The organism is uncultured Streptococcus sp., from assembly GCF_901875575.1.
GTDB lineage: Bacteria > Bacillota > Bacilli > Lactobacillales > Streptococcaceae > Streptococcus.
In genome coordinates this window covers 63,810-79,772 of record NZ_CABFMF010000055.1, presented here as the reverse complement: position 1 = coordinate 79,772, position 15,963 = coordinate 63,810, and the positions used below count along the sequence as shown (strand labels likewise).

The window sequence follows — 15,963 nt, the reverse complement described above, 5'->3', positions numbered from 1 at the left end:
CCAAGACTTCGAACCAGTGAAACCAACTGAAAAAGTTCCAGTTAAAGACAAAGCCCACTTAACTCCAGAAGAGAAGAAACAAGTGGCAGATAAAGTCAAAGACAAGAACCCAGGTAAGGAAGTAACAGTGGGAGACGACGGTACAGCAACAGTGACAGATCCAACAACAGGAATCAGTCATACAATTCCAGGAACAGACCTAGTGACCCAAGACTTCGAACCAGTGAAACCAACTGAAAAAGTTCCAGTTAAAGACAAAGCCCACTTAACTCCAGAAGAGAAGAAACAAGTGGCAGATAAAGTCAAAGACAAGAACCCAGGCAAGGAAGTAACTGTAGGAGACGACGGAACAGCGACAGTGACAGATCCAACAACAGGAATCAGTCATACAATTCCAGGAACAGACTTAGTGAACCAAGACTTCGAACCAGTGAAACCAACCGATAAAGTTCCAGTCAAAGACAAATCCCACTTAACTCCAGAAGAGAAAAAACAAGTGGCAGATAAAGTCAAAGATAAGAACCCAGGTAAGAACGTAACGGTAGGAGACGACGGCACAGCAACAGTGACAGACCCAACAACAGGAATCAGTCATACAATTCCAGGAACAGACTTAGTGAACCAAGACTTCGAACCAGTGAAACCAGATGAAAAAGTTCCAGTCAAAGACAAAGCCCACTTAACTCCAGAAGAGAAGAAACAAGTGGCAGATAAAGTCAAAGATAAGAACCCAGGTAAGGAAGTAACAGTAGGAGACGACGGTACAGCAACAGTGACAGATCCAACAACAGGAATCAGTCATACAATTCCAGGAACAGACTTAGTGAACCAAGACTTCGAACCAGTAATACCAGCTGATAAGATTCCAGTAAAAGATCCTGATAACTTAACACAAGAAGAACAGGATAAAGTAAAAGAATCAGTTGAAAAAGCTAATCCAGGTAAAAAAGTAACAGTAGATAAAACTGGAAAAGTTACAATAACTGATCCAAATACTAATATAAGTCATGAGATACCAGGAGAAAAATTAATAACTCTTGATCCTCCAGTATTCGAACTTCCTGAATATACAGCTCCAATAGGAACAACAGGGGTTGATGAAAATGGAAATCTTATTGAACCTCCAGTTAAGCATCAAACTAAACTTATCATCACTAAATGGGTTGATGAGGAAGGACACGACTTGAAACCAGCGGATGCTAAAGCTCCATCAGTAGTAGGTGAAGCGAACGAAGCATTTGAACATGGTAAAATTGAAGGTTATGTATTTGTAAGAACAGAAACTAAAGATGATGTTGTAATTCATGTCTTCAGGAAAGTGAGTCCAGCTACACCATCTGACGATACAAATCGTAGACCGGATACTGTTATCTCTGCTGAGGTACCAGCTACTCAATCGCAAGCAGTATTGCCAAATACTGGTACACAAGAAGACCGTGCTACAGGTGCATTAGGAGTTCTATCTCTTCTTGGTGCATTTGGTTTGCTATTTGCCAAAAAGAAAAAAGACGATGAAGAGGAAGCTTAAATAGATGATCTCATCTGATCTTTAGTAGCTTGCCCTACATAAAGTCTTTGTAAATTAAAAAGAACTAGAAAAATCACTCATTTGTGAGAATTCTAGTTCTTTTTTGTATTTCATAAACATTTCATATTTGTATTTTATAATAGTCTTATAAATACGGAGGTGACTGATGAATCCAATCCAAAGAGCTGGGGCGTATGTCAGTAGAAAACGACTGAGAAGTTTTATTTTATTTCTGATTTTATTTGTCCTATTGGCTGGAATTTCAGCCTGTTTGACATTGATGAAGTCCAACAAAACGGTGGAAACCAATCTTTATAAATCACTCAATACATCTTTTTCTATTAAGAAGATAGAAAATGGACAGACCTTCAAGTTGTCAGACCTAGCATCTGTCAGCAAGATTAAGGGACTTGAAAATGTCTCTCCTGAACTCGAGACGGTCGCAAAACTAAAAGACAAGGAAGTGGTGAGTGGGGAGCAAAGCGTGGAGCGTGATGATTTGTCAGCTGCAGACAAGAACTTGGTTAGCTTGACAGCTCTGGAGGATTCATCCAAGGATGTGACCTTTACCAGTTCGGCTTTCAACTTAAAAGAAGGGCGACATCTGAAAAAAGGGGATTCAAAGAAAATCCTCATTCACGAAGACTTGGCTAAGAAAAATGGTTTGTCCCTCCATGATAAGATTTCCTTAAATGCAGGTCAAGCAGAAGGAACAAGTGGTCAAACAGTCGAGTTTGAAATCGTGGGAGTCTTCTCTGGTAAAAAACAAGAGAAATTCACAGGACTCTCTTCTGACTTCAGTGAAAACGCGGTCTTTATCGACTATGCAAGCAGTCAAACTCTTTTGGGAAATAATCAACATCAGGTCAGTGCAGCCCGCTTCTATGTAGAAAATCCTAAGGAAATGGACGGACTCTTGAAGCAGGTTGAAAACCTATCTCTGGAAAATCAAGGCTACCAAGTCGAGAAGGAAAATAAGGCTTTTGAACAAATTAAAGACTCCGTTGCTACCTTCCAAACTTTTCTAACCATTTTCCTTTATGGAATTATGATTGCTGGAACAGGAGCTTTGATTCTGGTCTTATCTCTCTGGTTGAGAGAAAGAGTCTACGAAGTTGGGATTCTCTTAGCCCTTGGAAAAGGCAAGGGAGCCATTTTACTACAGTTCTGTTTAGAGGTAGTTATGGTATCTCTCGGTGCTTTGCTCCCAGCATTTGTTGTAGGAAACGCAATCACATCTTACCTACTTCAAACTCTACTAGCAAGTGGAGATGAGATAGCCTTACAAGATACGCTATCTAAAACAAGCAGTTTATCAACCAGGCTCTTATCCTTTGCAGAATCCTATGCATTTTTGCTAGTAATTAGTTGCTTATCTGTGGCCCTTTGTTTCCTATTCTTATTTAGAAAATCACCGAAAGAAATTTTATCATCTATTAGTTAATACTCTTCGAAAATCTCTTCAAACCGCGTTAGCTGTATCTGCAACCTCAAAGCTGTGCTTTGAGCAACCTGCAGCTAGCTTCCTAGTTTGATCTTTGATTTTCATTGAGTATAAGAAGGAGAAATCATGACTTTATTACAATTACAAGATGTTACCTACCGTTATAAGAACACTGCTGAAGCAGTCCTATATCAGATCAATTATCATTTTGAACCTGGAAAATTTTACAGTATTATTGGTGAGTCAGGAGCAGGTAAATCTACACTCTTGTCTCTCCTAGCAGGTCTAGATAGTCCTGTCGAAGGTTCCATCCTCTTTGAAGGGCAGGACATTCGTGACAAGGGATATTCCTACCATCGTATGCACCATATTTCCCTGGTCTTTCAAAATTATAACTTGATAGATTATCTTTCTCCACTGGAAAATATCCGCTTGGTCAACAAAAAGGCTAGCAAGGAGACTCTTCTTGAACTTGGTCTTGACGAAAGTCAGATCAAGCGAAATGTTCTTCAGTTATCAGGTGGACAACAACAACGTGTTGCTATTGCTCGCAGTTTGGTCTCAGAAGCTCCAGTTATCTTAGCGGATGAGCCAACAGGAAATCTAGATCCTAAAACTGCTGGAGATATTATCGAACTGCTCAAATCACTTGCCCAGAAAACAGGTAAATGTGTCATCGTTGTAACCCACAGCAAAGAAGTGGCACAAGCGTCAGATATTACACTTGAGTTGAAGGATAAGAAACTGACTGAAATATAGAATCTAGTTATTAAACTTTAAAATAGTATTAGTTGGTAACCAGATACGTGTAAAGTAATAATAAACGAAGTGAGCCTTTAACAACTATTTCCCGCAGTAGTGATAGCCTAGATAATAACAAAGTTATTATCTAGGCCGGAATTTTTGAGAGTAAAATAGTTTGGGGAACTATTTTAGCCTGAGCATAGAAATTAAAGAGCGAAGGGCTCAAAAATTAGGGATGAAATTCCTACAGGAAGTTGCTCCCGTCCGCACAATCTAAGGGAAATAGTAAAAAAATAATTTATATAAGTTATAAGACATTGAAATAGAACAAGATCTAGAAAGGGAACCTATGTTACACAATGCATTTGCCTATGTTACAAGGAAATATTTTAAATCTATTGTCATTTTTCTCATTATTCTCCTAATGGCGAGCTTGAGTTTGGTTGGTCTATCCATCAAGGGTGCAACTACCAGAGCTTCTCAGGAGACCTTTAAAAATATCACCAATAGCTTCTCCATGCAAATCAATCGTCGCGTCAATCAAGGAACGCCACGTGGTGCTGGGAATATCAAGGGTGAAGACATCAAAAAAATCACCGAAAACAAGGCGATTGAGTCTTATGTGAAACGCATCAACGCTATTGGGGATTTAACTAGCTATGAACTCATTGAAACACCAGAAACCAAGAAAAATCTAACACCTGACCGAGCGAAACGATTTGGAAGTAGCTTGATGATTACAGGTGTTAACGATTCGACTAAAGAAGACAAGTTTGTATCGGGTTCTTATACATTAGTCGAAGGTGAACACTTGACCAACGATGATAAGGACAAGATTCTCCTGCACAAGGATTTAGCAGCAAAACATGGCTGGAAGGTCGGAGATAAGGTCAAACTGGATTCTAATATCTACGATGCAGATAATGAAAAAGGGGCCAAGGAAACAGTCCAAGTAACCATCAAGGGTCTCTTTGACGGTCACAATAAGTCTGCAGTGACTTACTCACAAGAACTCTATGAAAACACAGCTATCACAGATATTCAAACGGCTGCCAAACTCTATGGTTATACAGAAGAAACGGCTATTTATGGGGACGCAACCTTCTTTGTGACAGCAGATAAAAACTTGGATGATGTCATGAAAGAGTTGAATGGTATCAGTGGTATCAACTGGAAGAGCTATACACTCGTTAAGAGTTCTTCTAACTACCCAGCCCTTGAGCAATCCATTTCTGGTATGTACAAGATGGCCAACATTCTCTTCTGGGGCAGCTTGAGCTTCTCTGTGCTCCTTCTTGGCCTATTGCTCGGTCTTTGGATCAACGCTCGCCGTAAGGAAGTGGGAATTCTCCTATCTATTGGTCTCAAACAAACTAGTATTTTGGGTCAATTTATCACCGAATCTATCTTGATTGCTATCCCAGCTCTTGTTTCGGCTTATTTCTTAGCCAACTACACAGCACGTGCGATCGGAAATACGTTTCTTGCCAATGTGACTTCAGGTGTTGCCAAGCAAGCTAGCAAAGCTGCTCAAGCTTCAAACCTAGGTGGTGGTGCTGAGGTAGATGGATTTAACAAAACGTTATCGAGCCTAGATATTTCCATTCAACCAGCAGACTTTATGATTGTATTTATTCTAGCCTTGGTTCTAGTGGTGCTTGTCATGGCGCTTGCCTCAAGCAATCTTCTTAGAAAACAGCCTAAAGAACTCTTAATCGATAGTGAATAAAGAAGGTGCTACCTATTCTCCCCTAAATGGGGTATAATATAGGTAGCATTTTTATGTGTTTAATCTCTCGAGAATCCCTATTTTAAGGGTCATCGAGGAATATTTTAAAGAATTTTAAAGGAATGAGAAAGAATTTTCTATGAAAATATTAATTGTAGAAGATGAAGAGATGATCCGTGAGGGGGTCAGTGATTATTTGACAGATTGTGGTTATGAAACCATTGAAGCAGCAGACGGGCAAGAAGCTTTAGAAAAATTTTCCAGTTATGAAGTAGCCTTGGTTTTACTGGATATTCAGATGCCTAAGCTTAATGGCTTAGAAGTTCTAGCTGAGATTCGTAAAACTAGTCAGGTTCCTGTCTTGATGTTAACAGCCTTTCAGGATGAAGAATACAAGATGAGTGCCTTTGCCTCTCTGGCAGATGGCTATCTGGAAAAACCTTTCTCCCTATCCCTCTTAAAAGTGAGGGTAGACGCGATTTTCAAGCGTTATTATAATAGCGGTAGAGTCTTTACTTACAAGGATGCTGAAGTGGACTTTGACAGTTATAGTGCAACCCTAGCAGGTGCGGAAGTAGCTATCAATGCAAAAGAGTTAGAAATTCTTGATTATTTGGTGAAAAATGAAGGGCGGGCCTTGACCCGCTCTCAGATAATCGATGCTGTTTGGAAGGTAACTGATGAGGTTCCTTTTGATCGCGTCATTGATGTCTATATCAAAGAATTACGGAAAAAGTTGGACTTAGACTGTATCCTTACAGTACGTAATGTAGGTTATAAATTGGAGAGAAAATGAAGCGGACAGGTCTATTTACAAAAATATTTCTCTATACTTTCTCGGTTTTTAGTGTTTTGGTTATTTGCCTTCATTTAGCTATTTATTTTCTCTTTCCCTCTACTTATCTGAGTCACCGTCAGGAAACCATTGGTCAAAAAGCGACAGCAATTGCACAATCACTTGATGGAAAGGATAGAGAAAGGATTGAACAAGTTTTAGAGCTCTACTCTCAGACGAGTGATATCAAAGGTGCAGTCAAGGGAGAAGAAACAGAGAATAAGCTTGAGGTCAGCGAAAATCTTCCCCTAGACACCAATCGCCAGACAACCTCCCTCTTTATAGAGGAGCGGGAAGTGAAAACGTCTGATAGCGGAACTATGACTCTTCAGTTTTTAGCTTCTGTAGATTTACAAAAGGAAGCAGAGCAGATTAGTCTTCAGTTTCTACCCTATACCTTGCTGGCCTCCTTTCTGATTTCCCTTTTGGTGGCCTACATCTATGCTCGGACCATTGTTGCACCGATTTTGGAAATTAAGCGAGTAACTCGTCGGATGATGGAACTGGATGCCCAAGTGAGATTGCGTGTGGATTCTAAGGATGAGATTGGTGATCTCAAGGAACAAATCAATAGCCTTTACCAGCACCTTTTAACTGTCATTGCGGACTTGCATGACAAGAATGAAGCGATTCTCCAGCTTGAAAAGATGAAGGTCGAATTCCTACGAGGTGCTTCTCATGAATTGAAAACACCTCTGGCTAGTTTGAAAATCTTGATTGAAAATATGAAAGAAAATGTCGGTCGTTATAAGGATCGAGATCACTATCTGGGAGTTGTCTTAGGGATTGTGGATGATCTCAGTCATCATGTTCTTCAAATACTTTCTCTCTCTTCTGTGCAGGAATTGCGAGAGGAGAAGGAGAACATTGACCTATTCCAAATGACGCAAAGTCTGGTTAAGGATTATGCTTTACTAGCTAAGGAAAGAGAACTCCAGATTGACAATAGCTTGACCTACCAGCAGGCTTATCTAAACCCATCTGTCATGAAATTAATTCTGTCTAACCTCATCAGCAATGCTATTAAGCACTCTGTTCTAGGTGGTTTAGTTCTAATTGGAGAAAGAGAAGGGGAACTCTTTATCGAGAATAGCTGTAGTCCAGAAGAACAAGAAAAACTAGCTCAATCTTTTTCTGATAATGCTAGTCGTAAGACCAAGGGATCTGGGATGGGACTCTTTGTGGTCAAAAGTTTATTAGAACATGAAAATTTACCTTATCGTTTCGAGATGGAGGAAAATCATTTGACCTTCTTTATAGCTTTTCCAAAAGTTACTCAGGGCTAGGGAGAGAAAGGGTTTACATAGATGAAGATAGAAGAAATTCAATCGAAACTGCGGGAAAAACTAGATTTTTTTGTCAAAAAGTGATAAAATGAACAATGTAAATGGGATGACCCATAAAAATATACAGGAGGCCTGATAAAATGGCAATCGTTTCAGCAGAAAAATTTGTCCAAGCAGCTCGTGACAACGGTTATGCAGTTGGTGGATTTAACACAAACAACCTTGAGTGGACTCAAGCTATCTTGCGCGCAGCAGAAGCTAAAAAAGCTCCAGTTTTGATCCAAACTTCAATGGGTGCTGCTAAATACATGGGTGGTTACAAAGTTGCTCGCAACTTGATCGCTAACCTTGTTGAATCAATGGGTATCACTGTACCAGTAGCTATCCACCTTGACCACGGTCACTACGAAGATGCACTTGAGTGTATCGAAGTTGGTTACACTTCAATCATGTTTGATGGTTCACATCTTCCAGTTGAAGAAAACCTTAAATTGGCTAAAGAAGTTGTTGAAAAAGCACATGCTAAAGGTATCTCAGTAGAAGCTGAAGTTGGTACTATCGGTGGTGAAGAAGACGGAATCATCGGTAAAGGTGAATTGGCTCCAATCGAAGACGCTAAAGCAATGGTTGCAACTGGTATCGACTTCTTGGCAGCTGGTATCGGTAACATCCACGGTCCTTACCCAGCAAACTGGGAAGGTCTTGACCTTGACCACTTGCAAAAATTGACAGAAGCTCTTCCAGGATTCCCAATCGTATTGCACGGTGGATCAGGTATTCCTGATGAGCAAATCCAAGCAGCTATCAAACTTGGTGTTGCGAAAGTTAACGTTAACACTGAATGCCAAATCGCATTCGCTAACGCAACTCGTAAATTTGCTCGTGACTACGAAGCAAACGAAGCAGAATACGACAAGAAAAAACTCTTCGACCCACGTAAATTCTTGGCTGACGGTGTAAAAGCTATCCAAGCATCAGTTGAAGAACGTATCGACGTATTCGGTTCAGAAGGTAAAGCTTAATCTAGCTAGCTGAATAATACAGATAGAACCTGCCCATTGGGTGGGTTTTATTTGAAAAAAATAGTAAAAAAGCGCAAAAAATCACTTCCTGTGCTATACTGTAATTGAAATTTTTTTAGTTTTGGCGTTAGAACTGTTTCCTCAGTCCTAGCGCCTTTTCTTTTTGATAAGTCTGCTTGGTGGAGAGTAGTTTGTAAATGATTCTGAGAATCTTATGAGCACAAGCAATGACGGCTTTCATCTTGCTTCCTCTTTGGGAAATTCGATTGTAAAAAGAAGAAAAAGCTGGATCCTTAGAATCTGCTGCAATTAATCCCGACAGGGTCAAAGCCTGTTTGATATATCTATTTCCTTGAGTGATGTGTGAGGATTTTTTAATGCCAGCACTTTCATAAGACCCTGGACAGAGCCCAGCTCATGATGCTAAGTGTGCATCGGATGGAAAAGCTGTAACAGTTGGTCCAATTTCAGCTAGAATAGTGGAAGCACAGTTTTCATTCACACCGGGAATGGTTTGAAGTATCCTATTTTCCTCAGGGGAACTCCTTTTCGATGTAGTGTTGAATCTCATCGGTCAGTTTTTCAATGAGTTCCTGATACATCTGACATTCCTCTAAGCTCTGGTCTAAGAGAAAGCGGTCTTCTAGTGACAACTTTCCTTCCATCGCTTCCACGAGTTCTTATGAACTTGCCTTCACTCGCTTCTGGATACAAGGGATAACAGATTCTACATTAATGGTTTCTCCGTCAATGAATAATTTTAAAAGTGCTTGCCCCGTTTTAGAAAAAATATAAGAAAGATAACTGGTTAGCTTAATATTGGCCTGTTGTAAGAGATTGTGAATTTCATTTTTAACTTGAGTTTGACGTTGCTTGTAAGAACGCATGCGACGTGTCAGTAAACGTAACTGCATCACTTCAGAGCTAGGAATGTAAGATGGCTCAATCAGTTCGCAATGACCGAGTTGAGCAATCCATTCGGCATCTTTCATGTCTGTTTTTCGACCAGGCACATTCTTGATATGTTGAGGATTGGCAAGTACCAAGACGAGATCAGACTCTGAAAATATATTAAAGAGAGGGAGCCAATATGAACCGTCTTTTAATTTACTCATAAGATATCTGTGAACTCAGATTATTTTAGAGTGCTGAGTGTCAGACTGTCGTTAATTTTGTTTATCCTTTCTTGATTTGATAGTTGAGAAGAGTTAAAGAAGCTTAGAGGAAAACAAAATAGTAGTTAATTTGTTAATCATCACACAAAAAAGCATTTTCGTGTCCCAAAAAAATTGACTTTGTCCCAAGATTTTGTTATGATGTATTTAGGAGGATAGACAGATGAAAAAAAAACAAGTGCTAAACCTTATTAGATATTTTGTCGAGGGGAATACTTCTGGATTTCGAGCAGAAGCATATGATATAGCTAAGGCTTTTGATAAAGCAGGGGATTATCAGCTTGCAGAATATATTATAGCTATGTTATCTGAAAATAATACATTTATTCCACAGGTCAGTGAAGATAAATTTGAGTCACTTAGAAAAGTTCAGTTGGCGAATTTTACTCCATTGCCACTTCCAGAAGCAATATCTTCAGATGTTATCGGTATAGTAAATGCTGTACGTCGTAATATAGGTGTAAATAAATTTCTATTTGAAGGGATGCCGGGAACAGGAAAGACAGAAACGGTAAAGCAGGTTGCTCGACTACTACAAAGAGAGTTGTATATTGTTGATTTTGAAACTATTATTGATAGCAAATTAGGTCAAACTGCAAAAAACATAGCTAATTTATTTAAAGAGATAAATAGTTTTACGTATCCTGAGCGGACACTTATTTTATTTGACGAAATTGACGCGATTGCATTGAACAGGCTAGATAGTAATGATTTAAGAGAGATGGGGCGCGCAACCACTTCAATATTAAAGGGTATGGATTCATTGCAAGATGGCGTTGTTTTAATCGCGACCACTAACTTATTTAATGCTTTTGATAAAGCCTTAGTCCGTCGTTTTGATGCGGTTATTGACTTTAATCGATATAGTCAACAAGATTTATTAGAGATTGCTGAATCCATGATGTCTTCCATACTGAGCGATTCAAAACATTCGGGTAGAAATGCAAGACTTTTTAAGAAAATCGTTACACTCAACTCTCCAATACCTTATCCAGGAGAACTTAAAAATATATTGAAGAGTGCATTAGCATTCAGTAGCTTGACAGATAAATTTGATTATCTGCGACGCTTATTTTCGCATTTCTATAAGCCCATTGAGAATGTGACTCTGAAAGAATTAAAAGAACTAGGCTTTACTGTAAGAGAAATTGAAATTTTGACAGGAGTGTCTAAGAGTCAAACAGCCAGAGAGTTAAAGGAGAATTGATATAAATGAACGAACTTTTACAATTAAAAGGTCGTTTTGAACAGCGACCAAATAATACCAGACCAGGTGCGCCTAGATTGTTGTCCGATAAGATCGTTACAAGTTCGGAGTTGTTAACATTAAGACAGCAGTTAGATTCACTGAGAGAATATTGGCAAACAGTTACATATTTTGAAGATGCTCTTATAACGATTGTTTATAAGGATATAGTTCCTAAAAGTCGGCGAGCAAAAGAAATACTAAAGAAGAATAGTCGCATTACTCCAAATGATTTAATTGTTGGAGTACGATATTTTGAAGAACATAAAACACGACATGCGATTACATATTATGTTGATGAACATACTATTATTGAAACGTTAAAAAAAATAGATTTGGCAATAGAAATTCTAAATGATGATTTTGATGGTAAGATTACAACAGAGATAGTTGATTCTATTAATGACAAACTTATCCCCTACCAAAGTTCTAAATTGTCGAAAACAACATTTCTCCAAGTAATTGTGGACGTTAGCTCTATTGAAAAATTTATTAAATTAGAGACAGATATAGATACAGAACAAGCATCAATTGTTAGTGTTTTTCAAACAGAACTGCAAACTTATGAGCTACTAAGTAGACTAGGACTAGATATTTCAATCAGTAGAGTAATTGATAATTCGACTATTCTATTAACACCAGATGAGATTACTTTAATAAAGAGAAAAGCTCCTTATCTAATATCTATGGCGACCGTAGATCTTTCCCAGTTGGATATATTGGACTTTGACGAAGTAGATTCTAGTCAAAAGCTTTCTATTCCAGAACCTTCCAATGAACCTATCGTTGGAGTTATTGACACTTTATTTGATGAACGAGTATATTTTTCCAAATGGGTTGATTATGAGGATAGAGTCGACAGTCAAATTGAACGTAATCCTAGAGACTATGAACATGGTACTGCTATTTCATCTATTATTGTTGATGGAGTTTCTATTAATCCTAACCTTAATGATAATTGCGGACGTTTCAGAGTTAAGCATTTTGGTGTAGCTACAAGCGGACAATTTAGTTCCTTTACTATTATGAAGCAAATTAAAGAAATAGTTGCTGAGAATAGGGAAATTAAAGTCTGGAATCTATCCCTTGGCTCTGCTCTTGAAATACATAAAAATTTTATTTCCCCTGAAGCAGCCATATTAGATAAAATTCAATATGAATACGATGTTATATTTATTGTTGCAGGAACAAATAAATTGTCGACTTCGCCTTGTCCTATGTTAATTGGAGCTCCAGCTGATTCTATAAATTCACTTGTTGTTAATGCGGTTAATAAGAATAATGAGCCCGCTTCTTACTCGAGAGTAGGTAAAGTTTTATCTTTTTTTAATAAGCCGGATGTGAGTTATTATGGTGGAGATGGAGAGGATAAGGTAAGAGTTTGCCTCCCTCTAGGAGAAGGTTTTGTTACAGGAACTTCCTTTGCGGCACCTTGGATTAGTAGAAAAATTGCCTACTTAATTTATAAAGCAGGACTTAGCAGAGAGGTTGCTAAAGCATTAGTTATTGATTCGTCTATATCCTGGAACACAAATACATCACCTTCAAATATTATAGGTTATGGTGTTGTCCCTCAGGATATCAATGAAGTTATAAATTCAAAGGACGATGAAATAAAATTTATTTTGTCAGGAGAATCGCTACAGTACGACACCTATAATCACCAATTACCAGTTCCCGTAGTGAATGGACAACATCCGTTTGTCGCTAAAGCTACACTCTGTTATTTTCCAAAATGTACCAGAAATCAGGGAGTCGACTACACTAATACGGAATTAGATATTTACTTTGGAAGAATACTTCCAAATGGTAAAGGAATCAAAACAGTAAATGATAATAAACAAAGTGATAATATAGCCTTGTATGAAGAAGATGCACGAGAGCAATATCGTAAATGGGATAATATAAAAACAATTGTGGAATATATTAAACCACGAGGACGAGCAAAGAAGGCTTACGATAACGGATTATGGGGTGTTAGTCTCAAGACAAAAGAAAGGTTAAATGCTAAAGATGGTGAGAATTTAAATTTTGGAATAGTTGTTACTCTTAAAGAGATTAATGGCGTAAACAGAATTAGTGACTTTATAAATCAATGCTCAATGCGTGGTTGGTTAGTGCAAAGGATTAATATTGAAGATATGATTCAAGTATACAACATTGCTGAAGAAGAAGTTCAATTCGAAGAGTAGCTTGGGGTAGGAATGCCAGAGAATATTAGCAAATTTTATACTCAATAAAAATCAAAGAGCAAACTAGGAAGCTAGCCGCGGGCTGTACTTGAGCACGGCAAGGCGAAGCTAACGCGGTTTGAATTTGATTTTCGAAGAGTATTAAATGAAATAGACTAAATAATTAAAAAAGACAGCTATTTTAGTTGTCTTTTAGTGTTTATAAAATATGTGAACTCAGATTACTATTAAACTGCTGAGTGTCATACTATCTATTGGGTGGGTTTTTTGGTGTCTAAATATATAGCGAATATACTGTAGAAGAACCAATCTTAAGTTGCTTAAAGGACTTATTTTTTGTACAATAATGCTATGAAAATACTGAAAAAATGGTTTCTTGCCTTTCTTAGTTTCATTCTTTTGTTTCTAGCGGCTACATTCATCTTTCACCGTATCAGTTTAGAAAAGGAACAAGCCTCACTGACACCTATGGGACAACAAGTTCTCGTCAATGGACATCAAATAAATGTTTACGTTGAAGGGGATGGTCCTGAGACTATAGTAGTTCTCTCAGGTGCTGGTATTGCTTCTCCTATATTGGACCTTAAAGAAGTGTCGGAATCCTTATCGAAACGGTATAAGGTAGTTATCGTGGAGCGAGCGGGCTATGGTTATAGTGATGATAGCAATCATTCAAGGGATGTGATGGAGGTTTTGTCTGAGACGCGTCAAGCTCTTTCACAAGCAAATGTCAAAGGTCCTTTTATCATTTTGTCTCATTCCATGGCTAGTCTTGAGAGTTTAGCTTGGCAGGAAAAATATCCTGATGAAGTGAAAACCTTGGTTGGGTTAGACTGGGCACTACCAGCTAGTTATGAGAATTTAAAGGACAATCAGGCCTTACTCACGGTGGTATTTTGGAGCAGCAAGATTGGCTTATTACGCTACTTCCCTGAGTCCTTTTATATAAAAAATCCAACTCTGATCGAAAGCGAACGAAAACAATATAAACTTCTAGCTTATAAGCAGTTGATGTCACAAGCCATGCTTCATGAATCTCAAATGGTAAAGGAAAATGCCAAGAAAGTTCCCTCAAACATTAATCCGAAAATTCCCACCTTACTACTGGTGTCTAACGGTCAAGGAACTAGTTTTGGTCAATCAGAATGGCAGCATTTTGCAGAGAAATTTGCTAGTGAACAGTCTAATGTAAAAGTCATCTATATGGATACACCACACGACCTTTATCATTATCAAAATCATGAGGTTGTTTCTCGCATTGAAGATTTTTTAAAGAGTAAATGAGGGGGTAGAAATTATTTTAGACTGATGCCAATAATTAAATGCTGAAGGATGAACAGTAGAATCGTGAGTTTTTCGATTAAAAAAATTCTTTTTCTTAACTACCAGCCTGCCCCTTGGGTAGGTTTTTTTGTGTGTGAATATATAGTGAACATGTTGTAGAAGAACCAATCTTAATACTCTTCGAAAATCTCTTCAAACCTCGTCAGCTTTATCTGCAACCTCAAAGCTGTGCTTTGAGCTACCTGCATCTAGCTTCCTAGTTTGCTCTTTGATTTTCATTGAGTATAAAAATACCACTTTAAGAGAAGAAATTTTAATTTCATAAACTTTAGGCAAACGCTTGCATTCTAGTTTTTATTGGACTATAATAGGTTGGTATAAAGTCTTGTGTAGTAATAAAATGTAGAAGGTATAGAAAGTAAGGATTTAGAATATTTGTAGTCAAAAATACAATGTTGCTATTCCTTGCGATAGGGAGATAGATATGGCAATGATAGAAGTGGAACATCTTCAGAAAAATTTTGTGAAGACTGTTAAGGAACCGGGTTTAAAGGGGGCAATACGCTCCTTTATTCATCCTGAAAAGCAGACCTTTGAAGCGGTCAAGGATTTGACCTTTGAGGTTCCCAAGGGGCAAATTTTAGGTTTCATTGGGGCAAATGGTGCTGGTAAATCGACAACCATCAAAATGCTGACAGGGATTCTGAAACCGACATCTGGTTTTTGTCGGATTAATGGTAAGATCCCGCAGGACAATCGCCAAGATTATGTCAAAGATATTGGTGTAGTCTTTGGACAACGCACCCAGCTATGGTGGGATTTGGCTCTGCAAGAGACCTACACGGTTTTAAAAGAGATTTATGATGTGCCAGACTCGCTCTTCCATAAGCGTATGGACTTTTTGAATGAAGTCTTGGATTTGAAGGACTTTATCAAGGATCCCGTGCGAACTCTTTCACTAGGTCAACGGATGCGGGCGGATATTGCGGCGTCCTTGCTCCACAATCCCAAGGTTCTCTTTTTAGATGAACCAACAATCGGTTTGGACGTTTCGGTCAAGGATAACATTCGTCGAGCCATTACACAGATCAATCAAGAGGAAGAAACCACCATTCTCTTGACCACTCACGATTTGAGTGATATTGAGCAACTTTGTGATCGGATTTTTATGATAGACAAGGGGCAGGAGATTTTTGATGGAACGGTGAGCCAACTCAAGGAGACCTTTGGTAAGATGAAGACTCTCTCCTTTGAACTGCTACCAGGTCAAAGTCATCTCGTCTCTCACTATGAAGGATTGCCTGATATGACCGTTGATAGACAAGGGAATAGCCTCAACATTGAATTCGATAGTTCCCGCTACCAGTCAGCTGACATTATCAAGCAAACCCTGTCTGATTTTGAAATCCGCGATTTGAAGATGATGGATACGGATATTGAAGATATTATCCGCCGCTTCTACCGAAAGGAGCTCTAAG

13 protein-coding genes and 1 pseudogene are annotated in these 15,963 nt (G+C 38.4%); 11 read left to right on the top strand and 3 right to left on the bottom strand.

Annotated elements, in window-relative coordinates; translation table 11 throughout:
• The 7 genes from QZ114_RS08510 to QZ114_RS08480 all read left to right on the top strand — a co-directional run.
• The coding region (locus tag QZ114_RS08510) for an LPXTG cell wall anchor domain-containing protein (RefSeq protein WP_295502178.1) at positions 1-1,528 on the top strand (1,528 nt) is incomplete at its 5' end.
• Between the two features lie 166 nt (positions 1,529-1,694).
• Complete coding sequence (locus QZ114_RS08505; protein ID WP_295502174.1) at positions 1,695-2,972, top strand: ABC transporter permease; 1,278 nt, start codon at positions 1,695-1,697, stop codon at positions 2,970-2,972.
• Between the two features lie 126 nt (positions 2,973-3,098).
• Positions 3,099-3,731 (top strand): ABC transporter ATP-binding subunit Vex2, encoded by a 633-nt coding sequence (gene vex2 / locus QZ114_RS08500; protein ID WP_295502157.1) that lies wholly within the window; start codon positions 3,099-3,101, stop codon positions 3,729-3,731.
• 334 nt (positions 3,732-4,065) lie between these two features.
• Entirely contained in the window at positions 4,066-5,445 is a 1,380-nt protein-coding gene (vex3, locus tag QZ114_RS08495; protein ID WP_295502152.1) for an ABC transporter permease subunit Vex3, read from the top strand.
• Positions 5,446-5,584: 139 nt separating this feature from the next.
• Positions 5,585-6,241 carry a response regulator transcription factor VncR gene (gene vncR, locus QZ114_RS08490; RefSeq protein WP_295502146.1) on the top strand — a complete coding sequence of 219 codons (657 nt, stop codon included), beginning with the start codon at positions 5,585-5,587 and terminating at the stop codon, positions 6,239-6,241.
• Complete coding sequence (vncS, locus tag QZ114_RS08485; RefSeq protein WP_295502139.1) at positions 6,238-7,566, top strand: sensor histidine kinase VncS; 1,329 nt, start codon at positions 6,238-6,240, stop codon at positions 7,564-7,566. The genes vncR and vncS overlap by 4 nt, the downstream gene beginning before the upstream one ends.
• 140 nt (positions 7,567-7,706) lie before the next feature.
• Complete coding sequence (locus QZ114_RS08480) at positions 7,707-8,588, top strand: class II fructose-bisphosphate aldolase (protein WP_001018999.1); 882 nt, start codon at positions 7,707-7,709, stop codon at positions 8,586-8,588.
• Positions 8,589-8,715: 127 nt separating this feature from the next.
• Here the strand turns inward: QZ114_RS08480 and QZ114_RS09860 are convergent.
• From QZ114_RS09860 to QZ114_RS08470, 3 genes and pseudogenes are all read right to left on the bottom strand, one after another.
• A pseudogene (locus QZ114_RS09860) lies at positions 8,716-9,159 on the bottom strand (transposase).
• A complete protein-coding gene (locus QZ114_RS08475; RefSeq protein ID WP_265528491.1) occupies positions 9,122-9,262 on the bottom strand; it encodes a hypothetical protein in 141 nt (46 codons plus the stop codon). The pseudogene QZ114_RS09860 and the gene QZ114_RS08475 overlap by 38 nt, the downstream one beginning before the upstream one ends.
• A 6-nt stretch (positions 9,263-9,268) precedes the next feature.
• A complete protein-coding gene (locus QZ114_RS08470; RefSeq protein ID WP_295502135.1) occupies positions 9,269-9,703 on the bottom strand; it encodes a transposase in 435 nt (144 codons plus the stop codon).
• Positions 9,704-9,926: 223 nt separating this feature from the next.
• Here QZ114_RS08470 and QZ114_RS08465 point away from each other — a divergent pair, with 223 nt between their 5' ends.
• The 4 genes from QZ114_RS08465 to QZ114_RS08450 all read left to right on the top strand — a co-directional run bounded on the left by QZ114_RS08465 (position 9,927) and on the right by QZ114_RS08450 (position 15,962).
• Positions 9,927-10,970: an ATP-binding protein gene (locus tag QZ114_RS08465; protein WP_049487141.1), complete on the top strand. Its 1,044-nt coding sequence runs from the start codon at positions 9,927-9,929 to the stop codon at positions 10,968-10,970.
• A 5-nt stretch (positions 10,971-10,975) separates the two neighbouring features.
• A complete protein-coding gene (locus QZ114_RS08460; RefSeq protein ID WP_295502114.1) occupies positions 10,976-13,201 on the top strand; it encodes a S8 family peptidase in 2,226 nt (741 codons plus the stop codon).
• Positions 13,202-13,552: 351 nt separating this feature from the next.
• On the top strand, positions 13,553-14,485 hold the full coding sequence (locus QZ114_RS08455) for an alpha/beta fold hydrolase (RefSeq protein WP_295502106.1): 933 nt from the start codon (positions 13,553-13,555) through the stop codon (positions 14,483-14,485).
• Positions 14,486-14,969: 484 nt separating this feature from the next.
• Positions 14,970-15,962 (top strand): ATP-binding cassette domain-containing protein, encoded by a 993-nt coding sequence (locus QZ114_RS08450; RefSeq protein ID WP_295502100.1) that lies wholly within the window; start codon positions 14,970-14,972, stop codon positions 15,960-15,962.
• Position 15,963: the final 1 nt, after the last annotated feature.

Bases quoted from the DNA above. Each gene is read 5' to 3' on its own strand.
- QZ114_RS08480 (WP_001018999.1), top strand. From the start codon at position 7,707: ATGGCAATCGTTTCAGCAGAAAAATTTGTCCAAGCAGCTCGTGACAAC.
- vncR (WP_295502146.1), top strand. From the start codon at position 5,585: ATGAAAATATTAATTGTAGAAGATGAAGAGATGATCCGTGAGGGGGTC.
- QZ114_RS08455 (WP_295502106.1), top strand. From the start codon at position 13,553: ATGAAAATACTGAAAAAATGGTTTCTTGCCTTTCTTAGTTTCATTCTT.
- QZ114_RS08465 (WP_049487141.1), top strand. From the start codon at position 9,927: ATGAAAAAAAAACAAGTGCTAAACCTTATTAGATATTTTGTCGAGGGG.
- QZ114_RS08470 (WP_295502135.1), bottom strand. From the start codon at position 9,703: ATGAGTAAATTAAAAGACGGTTCATATTGGCTCCCTCTCTTTAATATA.
- QZ114_RS08505 (WP_295502174.1), top strand. From the start codon at position 1,695: ATGAATCCAATCCAAAGAGCTGGGGCGTATGTCAGTAGAAAACGACTG.
- QZ114_RS08460 (WP_295502114.1), top strand. From the start codon at position 10,976: ATGAACGAACTTTTACAATTAAAAGGTCGTTTTGAACAGCGACCAAAT.
- vex2 (WP_295502157.1), top strand. From the start codon at position 3,099: ATGACTTTATTACAATTACAAGATGTTACCTACCGTTATAAGAACACT.
- QZ114_RS08450 (WP_295502100.1), top strand. From the start codon at position 14,970: ATGGCAATGATAGAAGTGGAACATCTTCAGAAAAATTTTGTGAAGACT.
- vex3 (WP_295502152.1), top strand. From the start codon at position 4,066: ATGTTACACAATGCATTTGCCTATGTTACAAGGAAATATTTTAAATCT.
- vncS (WP_295502139.1), top strand. From the start codon at position 6,238: ATGAAGCGGACAGGTCTATTTACAAAAATATTTCTCTATACTTTCTCG.